15 protein-coding genes are annotated in these 14,798 nt (G+C 45.1%); 6 read left to right on the top strand and 9 right to left on the bottom strand.

The features are described from left to right. Positions 1-3: 3 nt before the first annotated feature. On the bottom strand, positions 4-915 hold the full coding sequence (menA, locus tag BLU99_RS02895; RefSeq protein WP_091899938.1) for a 1,4-dihydroxy-2-naphthoate octaprenyltransferase: 912 nt from the start codon (positions 913-915) through the stop codon (positions 4-6). A 71-nt stretch (positions 916-986) separates the two neighbouring features. Here menA and BLU99_RS02900 point away from each other — a divergent pair, with 71 nt between their 5' ends. Beyond that, positions 987-1,622 carry an HD domain-containing protein gene (locus BLU99_RS02900; protein ID WP_091899649.1) on the top strand — a complete coding sequence of 212 codons (636 nt, stop codon included), beginning with the start codon at positions 987-989 and terminating at the stop codon, positions 1,620-1,622. A 145-nt stretch (positions 1,623-1,767) separates the two neighbouring features. On the opposite strand, the gene BLU99_RS02905 is transcribed toward BLU99_RS02900, so the two are convergent. Together BLU99_RS02905 and uxaC are read right to left on the bottom strand one after the other, a co-directional pair. Next, positions 1,768-2,664 (bottom strand): RluA family pseudouridine synthase, encoded by an 897-nt coding sequence (locus BLU99_RS02905; protein WP_091899650.1) that lies wholly within the window; start codon positions 2,662-2,664, stop codon positions 1,768-1,770. 6 nt (positions 2,665-2,670) lie between these two features. Beyond that, positions 2,671-4,077, bottom strand: a complete 1,407-nt coding sequence (uxaC, locus tag BLU99_RS02910) for a glucuronate isomerase (protein WP_091899651.1) — start codon at positions 4,075-4,077, stop codon at positions 2,671-2,673. A gap of 96 nt (positions 4,078-4,173) precedes the next feature. Here uxaC and BLU99_RS02915 point away from each other — a divergent pair, with 96 nt between their 5' ends. Beyond that, the gene (locus tag BLU99_RS02915) at positions 4,174-5,211 is read left to right on the top strand and encodes an asparaginase (protein WP_091899652.1); all 1,038 of its coding nucleotides are present in this window, start codon (positions 4,174-4,176) and stop codon (positions 5,209-5,211) included. A 3-nt stretch (positions 5,212-5,214) separates the two neighbouring features. On the opposite strand, the gene BLU99_RS02920 is transcribed toward BLU99_RS02915, so the two are convergent. From BLU99_RS02920 to BLU99_RS02935, 4 genes are all read right to left on the bottom strand, one after another. Beyond that, positions 5,215-6,132, bottom strand: a complete 918-nt coding sequence (locus BLU99_RS02920; protein WP_143065704.1) for a hypothetical protein — start codon at positions 6,130-6,132, stop codon at positions 5,215-5,217. Positions 6,133-6,171: 39 nt separating this feature from the next. Further along, the gene (locus BLU99_RS02925; RefSeq protein ID WP_091899654.1) at positions 6,172-6,588 is read right to left on the bottom strand and encodes a magnetosome magnetite crystal formation protein family; all 417 of its coding nucleotides are present in this window, start codon (positions 6,586-6,588) and stop codon (positions 6,172-6,174) included. Positions 6,589-6,616: 28 nt separating this feature from the next. Further along, a complete protein-coding gene (locus BLU99_RS12385) occupies positions 6,617-7,924 on the bottom strand; it encodes an OmpA family protein (RefSeq protein WP_091899655.1) in 1,308 nt (435 codons plus the stop codon). A 248-nt stretch (positions 7,925-8,172) separates the two neighbouring features. Then, complete coding sequence (locus BLU99_RS02935; protein ID WP_091899656.1) at positions 8,173-8,562, bottom strand: outer membrane protein; 390 nt, start codon at positions 8,560-8,562, stop codon at positions 8,173-8,175. 357 nt (positions 8,563-8,919) lie between these two features. On the opposite strand from BLU99_RS02935, the gene BLU99_RS02940 reads away from it, so the two are divergent. The 3 genes from BLU99_RS02940 (at position 8,920) to rbr (ending at position 12,004) form a co-directional block, all read left to right on the top strand. Then, on the top strand, positions 8,920-10,689 hold the full coding sequence (locus BLU99_RS02940; protein WP_176771016.1) for a tetratricopeptide repeat-containing sensor histidine kinase: 1,770 nt from the start codon (positions 8,920-8,922) through the stop codon (positions 10,687-10,689). A 56-nt stretch (positions 10,690-10,745) separates the two neighbouring features. Further along, on the top strand, positions 10,746-11,357 hold the full coding sequence (locus BLU99_RS02945) for a response regulator transcription factor (RefSeq protein WP_091899658.1): 612 nt from the start codon (positions 10,746-10,748) through the stop codon (positions 11,355-11,357). Between the two features lie 104 nt (positions 11,358-11,461). Continuing rightward, on the top strand, positions 11,462-12,004 hold the full coding sequence (gene rbr, locus BLU99_RS02950) for a rubrerythrin (protein WP_091899659.1): 543 nt from the start codon (positions 11,462-11,464) through the stop codon (positions 12,002-12,004). 59 nt (positions 12,005-12,063) lie between these two features. Here rbr and wecB read toward each other — a convergent pair whose 3' ends face one another. Continuing rightward, positions 12,064-13,122, bottom strand: coding sequence for a non-hydrolyzing UDP-N-acetylglucosamine 2-epimerase (wecB, locus tag BLU99_RS02955; RefSeq protein WP_091899660.1), 1,059 nt, complete (start codon positions 13,120-13,122; stop codon positions 12,064-12,066). Between the two features lie 419 nt (positions 13,123-13,541). Between wecB and BLU99_RS02960 the strand changes: the two genes are divergently transcribed. Beyond that, positions 13,542-14,141 (top strand): riboflavin synthase, encoded by a 600-nt coding sequence (locus tag BLU99_RS02960; protein ID WP_091899661.1) that lies wholly within the window; start codon positions 13,542-13,544, stop codon positions 14,139-14,141. Here the strand turns inward: BLU99_RS02960 and BLU99_RS02965 are convergent. Continuing rightward, on the bottom strand, positions 14,136-14,783 hold the full coding sequence (locus BLU99_RS02965; protein ID WP_091899662.1) for an HAD family hydrolase: 648 nt from the start codon (positions 14,781-14,783) through the stop codon (positions 14,136-14,138). The two genes, BLU99_RS02960 and BLU99_RS02965, sit on opposite strands and share 6 nt — an antisense overlap. Between the last annotated feature and the right edge of the window lie 15 nt (positions 14,784-14,798).

Here is a 14,798-nt window from a genome sequence, read left to right on the forward strand (position 1 = left end):
GCATCAGACCAGTAGTAGGCCGACGCACACACATAATCCGTAAATAAAGATATTACGCGCTGTTTCTCCTAAGCAGAGATTCAGCGCTTTTCCTTGATAGATACGCTTGATCTTTAAGAAGGTGAAGACATGAAGGATGAAATAGAAGAAAGGGAATAGGAATGCCAGCAGATGACCGTTCGCCCAAAACGCTGTCCCCAGAATCAAGGCTCCAAGACCCACGCCCAAATACAAGCGAAGACCAAGATCAGGTCCAAGATGTACGATCAGGGTTTTCTTCCCAACTTGTTGGTCATTATCGCGATCACGGAAATTGTTCACGATCAGTAATGCATCTATCACCAAGCCACATGCCACAGATGCAAGAAAGACCTCCCATGTAAGGGTATGTAACTGTACGTAGTATGTACAGCAAACGGGTACGATCCCAAAAAAAAGCAGTACTAGGATATCACCTAATCCCTGATAAGAAAAGAATGTCGTATACAGGAAAGCAAACACAACGCACAGTATCCCGACAAGTATCATCTCCAGACCACCATACCAAGCCAACGGTAAACCGATCACACATGCCAGGCATGTCGTAATCGCTATCGCCTTTTTCATCATGTCAAGCGTCACCCATCCCTGGGCGCAGGCACGTCGCGGTCCCAAGCGAGTCTCCACATCATCAGTACCATTGGCAAAGTCAAAGAAATCATTGATGAAGTTAGCATCAATCTGCATAGCAAAAGAGAACAAAAGGCACAGAATCACAGCCGACCATCCGAACACATCATCCCCATATAAAGGAGCATCAACATATGCAAGGGTTCCACCAATCATCACGGGTACGGCAGCGCCTGAGAGAGTTTTCGGACGAGCAGCAAGTAGCCACGCTCTCACGGAATTGGTCTTTATTCGTGTCTCTTCCATCACTATTTTCTGTTTTTTCTTGCAAAAGTAAATAGAAAATCGTACATTTGCAAAAATAATCATTACTTTTTATGCTCGCAAACACACCAAGTTTGGATCTTGTGGAGTTTATTGAAACTCAGATTCTCCCCCAGTATGCTTCCTTCGACCGTGCCCATAACATGGAACATGTCACGCGTGTCATCCGACGTTCCATGGAACTGGTGAAGACCACTGGAGCAGACATTAATATGGCCTACGCCATTGCAGCTTATCATGACCTGGGGATGTGTGGGCATCGGGCAGACCACCATATACGTGGTGGAAAAATCCTAGCTGCTGATACCAGACTAAGAAAATGGTTTTCCCCAGAACAGATTAAGATCATGAAAGAGGCAGTAGAGGACCATCGAGCCTCTGCCAGTCGTGCTCCCAGAAGCATCTACGGAAAGATTGTTGCTGAGGCCGACCGTGACATTGACACACAGATTGTCATTCGTCGCACCATCCAATACGGGCTGAGCAACTACCCTGAACTGGACAAGGAGGGGCAATGGCAGCGATTCAAGGAACATCTGGACAACAAGTATTCAAAAGACGGGTACATACGCCTTTGGATTCCGAATTCACCCAATGCCATAAAACTCAACGAGTTGCGCAATCTAATTGCACAACCCGACAAGTTGCGTGAAGCATTCGAGAGAATCTTTACCGAGGAGTCTACCTGAAATACAGATAGTAAATCACAGCCAACGCAGTTACCAACAATATCATGACAGCCGTCTTGATAAGACACGACGCGACCTTCTTCACAACCAAGAAGCCCACGATAATCGCTGCTAGGACAAACAAATAGAATCCGATACCCTCCATTTACTTAAATAGTTTTCTGAATGCGGTCGGCACGGGTGTCTCAAACTCCATCGGTTCACCCGTCACCGGATGGTGGAAACAAAGGAGCCAAGCATGCAGGCAAAGGCGGTGCAGTGGGTCGTCACCATTGCCATACTTCGGATCTCCACATACAGGATGTCCCATATCTGCCGAATGAACACGAATCTGATTCTTCCGGCCCGTCTCTAACTTGAACTCTATGAGTGAGTGCTCTGTCGTTCGATCCATCACATGATAATGGGTCACCGCATACTTTCCACCATTGTCGACAGGCGACGAGTAGGTAACATATGCCTTATTGTCTTTCAACCAGTTGGCAATCGTTCCCTCATCGTTCTCCATCTCACCGGAACAAACAGCAACATAACGGCGATCATAGACGATGTCGTGCCAATTGTGCTCAAGAATCTGCTCCGTCTCCATATCCTTCGCATAGACCATTAATCCACTGGTGTCTCTATCCAGACGATGCACCACATGCGCCGTACATTTCTGACGCGATTTCTTGAAGTAATCATCAAGCACCGACTTCACGTTCAGCGAGGAGTGCCCTGCAGCCATCGACAGAATGCCGATAGCCTTTTCGACGACGATCAACCAACGATCCTCATAGACAATCTTCACATAGCGGCTCTTGAATCCCATCTGGTTGCGTTTCGTCTTGCTCACTGCGACCTTCATGCCAGGCTGTAAAGGGAAATCGAACTGACTGACGGTCTTCCCATCGACCTTAATTCCCCTACCCTGCAGGGTAGCCTTGATCTTCGATCTCGACTGCTTCACATTTACCAACAGGAAATCCAGCAACGGCATCGGTTCCTTTACGGTCAGATGCTCATAGTCGCCTTCACGGTTATACCCACTATTATATCTCATATGATCTTAGTAGAACTTAAAATAACGTCGTGCGTTATGATAACTGATATCCTCTACCATACGTCCCAGGATCTTCTGATCATTTGGCAGCAGACCTTTCTCTACATCATTACCAAGAAGGTTACAGAGGATACGGCGGAAATACTCATGACGCGGATAACTCAGGAAAGAGCGGCTGTCAGTGAGCATACCTACGAAACGGCTCAGCAAGCCAAGTACGGAGAGGGCATTCATCTGCCGTACCATTCCATCCATCTGGTCATTGAACCACCAGCCGGAACCAAACTGGATCTTCCCGGGTTCACCGCCCTGGAAGTTGCCCAGCATCGTGGCAATCATCTCATTGGCACACGGATTCAACGTATAAATGATGGTACGTGTGAGTTTCCCCTTCGTATTCAACTTATTCAGGAACGCGGACATGGCCTTGGCTGTATTGAACTCACCGATAGAGTCGAAGCCTGTATCAGCGCCTATCTGGTTGTACATCGCGGTATTATTGTCACGGATGGCACCGTAATGGTATTGCTGTGTCCAGTCGGCATCAGCATCCATCTCGCCCATCACCGTCAGGAAGCAGTTTTTGAACTGCCGCACTTCCAGGTCCGACAGGGACAGACCACGCATGGCTTTCTCGAAGATCGTCTCAATCTCAGAGTCGGTATAGTCCTCATCATAAAACTCCTCAAGACCATGATCGGAGAGCTTACAGCCATGGGCTGCAAAGAAATCATGACGTTTCTGCAAGGCATCAATCATATCATTGAAATGCACGATGCTCACACCACTGACCTCAGACAGTTGCTCTACATATTTCGAAAAGTCGGCCTTCTCGATATTCATTGCCCTGTCAGGCCGCCATGCAGGAAGCATGACAGGATCATCAGCAGCCTTGCTCTTGGCATAAGCAATATGATGATGCAGGTCGTCCACCGGATCATCCGTGGTACATACACACTCTACATGATAGTGCTTCATCAGACCACGGGCAGAGAACTCGGGCTGTTTCAGCTTCTCATTACACTCATCAAAGATCTCGCGAGCGGTCTCCGGCGAGAGAAGCTTGGTAATGCCGAATGCTGTTTTCAGCTCAAGATGCGTCCAATGATAAAGAGGGTTACGGAAAGTATAAGGTACTGTCTCAGCCCATTTCTCGAACTTCTCCCAGTCGCTGGTATCCTTGCCAGTACAATAGCGCTCCTCAACACCATTAGTACGCATGGCACGCCATTTGTAGTGATCGCCTCCAAGCCATAGTTCCGTGATACTCTTGAACTGATGATCGTTGGCCACCATCTCCGGATTAAGGTGACAATGGTAATCAATAATTGGCATCTTTGCCGCATGGTTGTGGTACAAGTCCTGAGCGACCTGAGTCTCTAGCACGAAATTATCGTCATTGAACTGTTTCATCTTCTTTTGTTTTAGATTTCGTTTTTAAAATTTTCTGCAAAGTTACGAATAATTCTCCGAAACTTTCTCTATCTTTGCAGAAAAATAACGAAAACAATGACATACCGCAGCAAAGTCCTTCTCATCTATACAGGAGGCACCATCGGCATGAACCGCAACCCCCACACTGGTGCGTTAGAGCCTTTCGATTTCGAGCACCTCCTATATAACGTACCAGAACTCAAGCAGTTCGACACACAGATAGACACTTATCAGTTTGACCCGCCGATTGACTCCAGCGACATGTCACCACGTCATTGGACAGACCTCAGTCATTGCATTGCCGACCACTACAACGACTATGACGGCTTTATCGTACTCCACGGTACAGACACGATGGCATATACAGCATCGGCACTCTCCTATATGCTCGAGAATCTGACTAAGCCTGTCATCATCACGGGATCACAGCTACCTATCGGTCAGTTGAGGACAGACGGAAAAGAGAATCTGATTACAGCGGTAGAGATTGCCACTGCCAGAGATGAGGAGGGGCACGCCATGGTACCAGAAGTAGGAATCTACTTCGGCGGTCATCTGCTGCGTGGTAACCGCACCACCAAACAAAGCGCGGAAGAGTTCAATGCTTTCGAGTCGTACAACTATCCGCACCTCGTCAATGCCGGCGTGAACATCACCTATCACCGTGAACGGATACTGAAACCCGACTGGAAGAAGCCGATGAAACCCCACTTCCGACTCGACAACAACGTGATTATCTTCTCGCTCTTCCCTGGTATCCGTGAAGACCTGATTCGTCATATCATCCACACCCCCAACCTGAAGGCCATTGTCATGCGCACCTTCGGTAGTGGTAATGCACCGCAATCACCGTGGCTGTTGAAAGCCCTTCGAGAAGGAACACGCAACGGCAAGGTAATTGTGAACATCAGCCAATGCATGCAGGGAGCAGTTGAAATGAGCAGATACGACTGCGGCTTCCATTTACAGGAAGCCGGAGTCGTGAGCGGTTACGACCAGACCGTTGAATCAGCCGTTACAAAACTAATGTTCCTGCAATCGCACTATCCTGACGATCCAGACACTGTACGACGTTTGATGGGCCAGAGTCTACGTGGCGAGATTACGGTTTAATTCCTATTTTCTTGATTTGTTGAACATGAATTTGATGCTACCGCCGAAGTCGCCAACACGATCATCGGAGATGGTCATCATGAGGAACTTCTGATCGTTTAACGTCACACCATAGCTGTGAATACCATTGGCAGCCAATTCTTCCGGAGTCATTTCCTTGCCACTAAATGCATGCTGGAACTTGCACCCTTTAGCCGTCAGCACTTCAAGCACCTTTTTATGCACGCCCTCAATGCTCTCCTTCGTCAACTGATGGTCGCTATAGAAGCTCACATCCATGCTTGGTCCCATCTGACTATCTGACATACGAACCACCCTAACTCCAGGAATGCCTGCCATTTCATCAGCCTTCAAGGTTAATGCCTCAATGGCTCCTGCCATCTCGACCTTGTCCTTCAATGGGTTGAGCGATACCGTGAAATTATAATCAATGTACTGTTCGCCATCACGCTCCACCACCTCATAGGCAGGATTAGGCTCATCAGCATAGTATTCGAATGACATTGGGGTATCAAAATCGAACTGCATTCTCAGACGTTTATCTTTCTGCGGCTCTTTCTGATATAGGAAGGCATCATAATCTCTGTGGCCGGCATCGATGCGTTCCTGCGTGTACTTCGGAACTCTAAAGCCTTTTTCCTTCAACACCTTCACCCAGGTTTGCATCTCTTCTTTGGTCACACCATTATAAAAAACCTGATACTGGTAAGAATCGTCATCTCCTGAGAAATTTGTATATACGATTCTGCCCTTCGTCTCTATCTCCGGGATACCATACTTATCATATATAGCTGCAGGCCACTTACCTTCTGCAAGGCCTGAATCGTTAGAATCATTACTTGAGGTATTTCCTCCGGGCTTTGAACCACAACTACTAAATACAGCAGCTATTACCATTAAAGAAAAATATACTCTTTTCATATAAAATCTCAGTTTTTAATTATACATAGCAAGGTATCATTACACTCTCAGAAGTTTGAAATGGCCAATGAAAGGTAATTCTTTGGCGCGCCCTTTACTGGCATTGACAATACCAATGATGAACCAAATGAGGAGAACGACTCCCAATAATCCCACGATGCCAACCATCCATGATAGATGATAAGAGATGGAAATAATGACACCTGCAAAGATTTGGTATGCCAAAGAATAAAGAATGGCAGTAATACAGAGGATTAGTCCTTGGTTAGAATGGAAACGCGCAAATTTCGAATCTTTGGCAGCCAAGATGGGAATAATGACCAGAATGCCGAAATAGGCAAGGATAGCCATGAATTTGTTTTCCTCGATGTCCTGCGGATCATACTCTGAGGTCGTATCCACAGTGTTGTTAATGGTTGAGAATTTCTCCTCAAAACTCTCTTGCAGATTACTCATAGTCTATTAATTTATTTGATTCCAGATATTACTTTTTAATAAACTCTACTCTGCGGTTCTTGGCACGCCCAACATCAGTTGAATTATCAGCGACAGGTTCATGTGAGCCCTTACCAACTGCACGAAGATTAAAGGCATCACAGCCCATTCCCTCAAGAGCCTTAACAACTGCCTCGGCACGTTGCTGAGAAAGAGGGTCATTCACCTTGTCAGAACCTTGATTGTCCGTATGCCCCTGCACCTCGAAGCGCACAGAAGGATTCTTTTTCATGTAATCAGCTATCTTCTGGATTTCTGCCAACGACTCTGGCATCAACGTCGCTTTGCCAGTTTCAAACAAGATGTTGTTTGTTACAAACTTGCCCGTCTCCGCAATGGCTTTCTCGACGGCAGCGATCTTTGCATCAATATCAGTTGCATTACGTTCATAAAGTTCAACAGCACCTTTAGCAATAACAACATTCTTCATATAGGTATGATGACTTCCTCCTCTACTGAACCATGTTATCCATCCTGCACCAGGTTTGGCATTCGGGACATTGATTACACGTCTACCATCAACATAGAACTTAACGGCACGCTTGTTGAACGAGAGAGCATAATGATGCCAGCGTCCGTCATTATACGTCCCCCCCTGAGAACTTGCATGGCCTTCTTTGTGCGTAAAACTCTGTTCTGAAGTCAGGCAGTAATTACAATTAAAAGTCTGTTTATCGTCTCCTAACCAATACTCAATTGTAAACAATTCATTATCACGAGACGATGTCTCATGCATAATGTCAAGTTCTACAGAAGATGCACCATCTTTCTGCCTGTCATCATACAACATATCATATTCAATGGTAAAAACATCGCCCAGATAGTTCTTAACACCTCCTTTGACTAGCGGAGATAACCAACAGTCGTGCTTATCCATCTCAATACATTTTGTACCATTGATGACAGCCACCTCAGCACTACCTCTAACGAGATCCCACTTCGAAGGAAACTCGCCAACTTGCTCATTTGCAAAGTCATCCTCAAACATAATCACTGAGCCACGCACGAAATCACTCTTGACGTTTTTTGTGTCATTCTGATAATCATCGACTCCATCATCTACATCGTCATTCCTTGTTCTATCTGACTTTTTGCTCGACTTGGTTTTCTTTCCATCAAGCACCTCATCCATTGCATCCTCAGTCTCACGGTCAACTTTACGTTCCACCTTACGTTCCACAGCATTTTCTGCAGCATTAATTGCTTTTTCCTTCAATCTTTTCAGGAATCCCTGCGCATCGGCGTTGACAGCAAATGACGCCATCACCATCAACAAAAATACTAATCTTTTCATCATATGATTGTTGGTTTTAAGTGAATAAACAAATCTAAGGGCAAAGTTACGCAATCCATCTGAATTATGCAATTCCCCAAATGGGGGAATTTTAACAGATAGGGGCGTATCTCAACAGACACGCCCCTATAATAACAATACTAAACTTATAATGCGAACGTAAGACCGACAGAAATTACCGGTCTGTCAAAGTCGTTGACGATTTGATACTTGATCTCGCCATTCAGTTTGACAGTATCGCTCAGCGGATACTAAATACCAGCACCGAGATTCAAGCCTATGTTCGTATCACTAGCGCTCGTCTTGATGCCTCCAAAATCTGCCGCCTCAACCTTCGCTGTAAGCATAGTCAGTCCTGCCAACGGATAAAGTGTCACCTGATCTGTTATATGGAACAGATAATGCACATTGGCATTAAGTTCCCACATCGAGACATTGTCCTTTTTCAGATAATAGTTGAAAGATGCCTCTCCGCGGACATTATCAATAAACTCATACTGGCCTTTCACGCCCAGGCCAAGATTCTTATAGTCAGAATGCAGGCCGTAGTTCAGATTTACGCCAAATGCCTTGTCGCCCTGTTCTGCAAACATAGTGGTACTACACAGCATCATACATGCCATCATCAATAGTTTCTTCATAAGCTATTTGTTTTAAAAGGATTAATAAATTGTTTGTTCTCTTTCTCTTCTGGGTGCAAATATAAACAATTATTTTAGAAATCGCAACACCCCAATTGGGGTTTTTTCATATAAAGTAGATTTTATATTGAAAAAAAAGAATATCTTTGCAAATGAAATATGTGAGAACATAATTATGACTATATGCCTATGACAAAATCAATTACCTTAACAACCATCAAAACAGCAACGACTATGTGGTTGCTGTGCCTATTGTCAACACTGTCTGCTGCTGCTTACACAGATCATCGCTATACAAAAGTAGATTCTGTAGAGGCACTACTTAATAGCAAGACCCCTCCAAAAGGTAACGATCTAATGAGTTGTTACATGGAACTGATACGTGGTTATCTGGGAAAAGATACGAGAATGCACAATGATTATTGTCGTAAGGCATTAGCGCTTTCCTATCAACTTGACAGCAAGAATGCCAGAGAGAGAGTTCTCTATCACCTAGGATTACAATATTACGGGCAGGACCGATGGAAGGAAGCAGAGCAATACTTCAAATGGGCTTTATCCCTGACAGACTCGATGGTCAATGACAAACGCTATACAGCAAGTACCATCGATGATAATCGATCACAGATTTATGGTGCACTTGGTAATCTATACAATATACAGGACCAAGCATTGATAGCTATTGAATGGTATCAAAAGGCGCTGACGATTTTCGAGAAAAACGGATGGTTGCAGAGCCAATGCATACTCCACCATAATTCTGCGGAATTATGGCTGTCAATGGGCAACGATGAGAAAGCAGAAAAGGAATACTTACTTGCCATAGAAAAAGGCACACAGTCTGGCGACTCTTTGATGATGTTCTTGCCTAGAAAGGGGTTGGTCAAGATTTATATAGGCAAAGGCCTTTACGATAAGGCCAAGGAAACGCTATTACCCGCCTATCGTTATTATCATGCTCACAGTTACGAAGAGACAAACGATTACCCTGAGACTCTTTCCTCGATGGTTAAGATGTATTTAATGGAGGGACATGAGAATCTTAATCTGGCAAGAAAATATGCTCATGAAGCCCTCAGTCTCATCAATGACAGAGTTGGCACAGAAACACGATGCGATGTCTATGGTGCCGCCGCGATGGTGGCTATGAAAGAAAAGCGATGGCAACAGGCTCTGGATTATGCTCTAAAGTCTATACATGAGAATGATAGCGAGGCGACCTATTCCGATGCTGACGGTTATGAGACATTAGCTAATATATACACACAACTCGGAGACAAGGAAAAAGCCTGCCTTTATATAAAAAAGGTACGTACTACTATGGAACGATTCGCCACAGAGCATTATCAGAGCGCCCTTAGTCAGACAGAGGTACTCTATGAGACTAAGAAGAAGGAATCAGAGATTCTGCAATTGACACGAGAGAAACGATGGTTTCTCTGGGGAGGTATTCTGACGACACTTGTGCTACTGCTTACAGCCACGACTTTTTTCCTTCTCTGGCGAGGACTCAAACTGAAACGGAGAACCGCTCTCATTCAAGCAAAGCTCAACGGAGAAATCGGTGAACGCGTACGACTTGCAAGAGATTTACATGATCGGCTCGGGGGCGTTCTGACAAGTATCAAGCATACATTGTCACCTGACTCCAACGGTGCCAAGCTCACAGATGATGCAATTCGGGAGATGCGCAACATTTCACACCACTTACTACCCGACTCTCTCAGTCGATACGGTTTGCGCACCGCACTGCGCGATTACTGTAGGACGTTGAAAAACGTCAAATTCAGTTTCTCTGGGGAAGAACAACGTCTTGACAAGATGTATGAAGAGGTGATCTACTGCATCGTTTATGAATTGGTGAACAATGCCGTGAAAAGTGCCAACGCCGAACATATTTTCGTACAACTCATTGCAGATGAAGACTATACTGCAATTAACGTCAGCGACGATGGCAATGGACGATTATCAACAGATGAATGTAATGGTGGCTGTGGGCTCCGTAATATCAGAGAGCGTGTAGATGCCATTGGCGGAAAACTTGACATTTACTCAAAGCCTGGAGAAGGCACAGAGATCAACATTGAGATACAAACTTGTAAAAACCCACAATTGGGGGGTTGCTAAATTGAAAAAAATAAAGTATATTTGCCCCCGTTAAACGACATTAATAATAACATAGTATGATCCGCGTCATCATTGTCGACGACCATCAGTTAGTGGCCGAAGGTGTAGCAAAGATTATCGGTGCATGCCAAAAGATCGAGGTCATAGCCATCGCCAATAGTATCAGCATGGCCATATCGCTATTGGCCACTCATAAACCCGACATTCTTCTGGTAGACGTGGCCATGCCTGATGGCGACGGCATTGACGCGATCAAGATGTTTACAGATGTTCACCCGTCAATGCGCATCATTGTTGTCACAAGTTATGCTGAACCAGCAGTCATACAACGTGCTATGGATAATGGAGCAGATGGCTACATTCTAAAAAATTCCGAAGCAGACGAATTGACAGATGGGATCATGGTCGTTGCCAAAGGTGACATCTACATTTGCAAGGAAGCACAGGAACTGATGATAGGTCATGGCGAGGCGCCACCTGAGCTAACCAAACGCGAATTGGAAATCCTACGTCTGATTGTGGCAGGACTGACCCAAAAAGAAATTGCAGATAGACTTTGTCTTGGCTTTGAGACCATACACAGCTACACCAAGTACATCCGTCAAAAACTTGGCTGCAGCAATAGTGCAGCAATGGTACGCACAGCTATTGAACGCCATTTGATATAGAAGGGAGTTTAACTATCAAAAAAAACTTTAATTCATTTTGTTTTTCGTTTTCTTTTTGTATCTTTGTAGACACATCATTTACTAAAATTAAACGGAGTACAATTATGAAGAGTTTGAAAGGAACAAAGACAGAGAAGAACCTGCAGGAGGCTTTCGCAGGTGAGTCACAAGCACGTAACAAATACACTTTTTTCGCTTCAAAGGCCAAAAAAGACGGCTATGTCCAGATTTCCAAGATATTTGAGGAGACAGCAGCCAATGAAAAGGAACATGCCGAATTGTGGTATAAGTATCTGAATGGTGGAAAAATCAGTGGTACCATCGACAATCTGGAAGATGCCGCCAATGGTGAGAACTTTGAATGGACAGACATGTATGCCCGGATGGCCAAGGAAGCTCGTGAGGAAGGCTTCGACGAAATAGCCGATAAGTTCGAAGGTGTTGGTAAAATCGAAAAAGAGCACGAAGAGCGCTATCGCAAGTTACTTGATAACATCAAGAACGAGTGTGTGTTCTCAAAGGATCATGACGTTATTTGGCAGTGTTCTAACTGTGGACATATCGTTATTGGTAAGAAAGCACCAGAGGAATGCCCTGTATGCAACCATGCCCAAGCTTACTTCCAGGTTAAGGCAGAGAATTATTGAATTATATTTTTAGAGTTGATAGCTATAACAACTATCAACTCTAATTTTTCAGATATTATCTATACCAATATTTGTACGATACGTTCTGCGGTACGTCCATCCCATCGATCTGGCAGAGCACATTTCTTCCACTCACCCTTAACCATCTGACCCACAGATTCACGGAGCTTCTCTGCATCTTCGCCGACCAACACATTAGAACCAATAGTTACCGTCTCCTGATGTTCCGTATAGTTGTTGAGCGTGATACATGGCACGCTGTTGAATGTTGCTTCTTCTGCCACATTACCAGAATCCGTGATAACGCCTTTTGCATGGGAAGTAAGCCATCCGAACTCCAAGTAACTTAACGGATTGACAATACGAACTTTTTCATTCATTTCCTCAACTGCCTTACGAGCATTTCCTCGTAATGGCGCTATAACAGGTACGTCTCCGGCAGCAGCCACCATCGCATGAACCATTCTTGCGAGGTTCTCTTTGTCAGCTATCAACGCACGCCGATTGAGTGTAAACACAATGTATTGTCCTTCCGACAGATCCGGCAGAGAGACTGGTTTCTTGAATCTATCATAATTGTATCGCAACGTATCCATAAGAATATTTCCCACCAAGTAGGTTTGCGAATTCTCCGACTGTTCTCGAGTAGCGATACCTGTACTACGGACACCTGCAGTGAAAAGATCATCGCTGAGCGCATCAATAACCAGACGGTTGATCTCTTTAGGCATATTGATATCAAATGAACGGGTGCCGGCGACCAGGTGGGCTAGACGTATGCCTCTTTTCTTTGTAACGATAGCGGCGGCCATCGTAGAGGCAAGATCATCAACAACAATTACTACATCAACAGGATGCTCATCAAGAAATCTGTCGAAGGTAGCCATCACACGACTCGTAATCTCGTTGAGACTCGTACTGTCTACATCCAAGAAATATTGTGGTCGCGGCATCTGAAGATCATCAAAAAGAGAATCTTCCAGAGTTGGGTCATCAGCCCGTCCGGCATAAATAAGCATACATTCAGCACTAGGATGTCTCTCAATAGCCCGGACTAGTGGTGAAACCTTAACAAAATTTGGTCTTGCACCAGCAATAATACATATTCTCTTCGCCATACCATATGAATTGATATTGCAAAGATAACGATTTCTTCTGACATGGGAAGCAATTTACGAGAAAAATATCTGCATTCAAAAGAACAACTGATTCAAAACAATTCTGGAAGTGAAGAGTTAAAAAAAGACAAGGCACTGCACTTTTTCATCTCTTGCACTTCGCTCCTTCAGTTCTTTTTTGTACCTTTGCACACAGAAACACGGGTCGTGCCGCATAGATCGGGATACTCTACATTAAAATAATCATCGGGACCGTTTCCCTTGCCAATGGCGGGCCACAGTCATCCCTTACGGGAGAGCAGCAATGCCGGTGGATTACAACAGCAGGGAGCCCCCATATCGTGTGAAACAGGAGTTTTCACCAAATCATCGGCACGAACCCGCTTTTTTATTTATGTATAATACGATAATTAATCATTATGTTTTCGGGAATCATCGAAGAATTCGCCACTGTTGTGGCTGTTAAGAACGACCGCGATAATATCGACCTCACCCTTCAGTGTTCTTTCGTCAACGAGTTGGGTATCGATCAAAGCGTCGCTCATAACGGTGTGTGCCTTACAGTTGTCCGTATCGACAACGATACCTACACAGTCACTGCCATGAAGGAAACACTTGACAGAACGAACCTGGGTTTGCTGAAGGTTGGCGACAAGGTGAACGTCGAGCGCTCCATGCTCATGAACGGCCGACTTGATGGTCATATCGTACAAGGACACGTCGACGAAACTGCTCGTTGCATTGCCGTGGAGGATGCAAATGGCAGCACCTATTTCACTTTCGAATATCCTGAGAACCGCGAAATGGCCAAGAAAGGCTACTTCACTGTTGACAAGGGATCCGTAACCGTTAATGGTGTCTCACTGACAGTATGTAATCCTACCAACAACACATTTCAAGTAGCTATCATTCCCTACACACTCGAGCACACAAACTTCTGTGACATTAAAGTTGGTAGCGTTGTCAATCTGGAATTCGACATTCTCGGCAAATACATCGCCAGACTACAACAGTTATAGTTTTAGCAATTCATCGGGATGAGTGATATAGGTCGTGGCCCCATGACTTTGGAGGAACGCCTTGTCACGAAATCCCCAAAGGACAGAGATGCAAGGTAGTCCGGCATGCCGGGCTGTCATGATATCGACGTCGCTATCACCCACATAGACAGCCCCTTCCTTTCCTACTCCAAGAGACTGTAAGGCCACCTCGACCGTGTCTGGTGCCGGTTTCTTACGGATACCAGAAGCCTCATCCTCACCAATAGCCACCTCGACCGTATCAGAAAAAAAGTAACGGCAGAGTTCCTGCGTGGCAGCCATCATCTTATTACTGACCACTGCGACACGACAACCACGGGCTCTCAGCGAAGCCAAGACCTGGGGAATGTTCTCATAAGGTTTTGTGGTATCAAGCGAGTGTGCCATATAATACTGACGGAATGTTTCGAAGACTTTCTCGAAACTCGGATTAGCGGCACCATCTGGTGTGGCACGTTCCATCAGTAAACGGACACCATTGCCCACAAAACATCGGACGGCATCAACGGAATGCTCAGGCATACCATGTTGCCGCAAGGCGTAATTGACAGCCGCCGCCAAATCCTCAAGGGTATCTAACAGAGTACCGTCAAGATCGAATATATAAGTTGAATACATCATTCGTTATTCCTGTTT

The organism is Prevotella sp. lc2012 (assembly GCF_900107065.1).
Taxonomy (GTDB): Bacteria; Bacteroidota; Bacteroidia; order Bacteroidales; family Bacteroidaceae; genus Prevotella.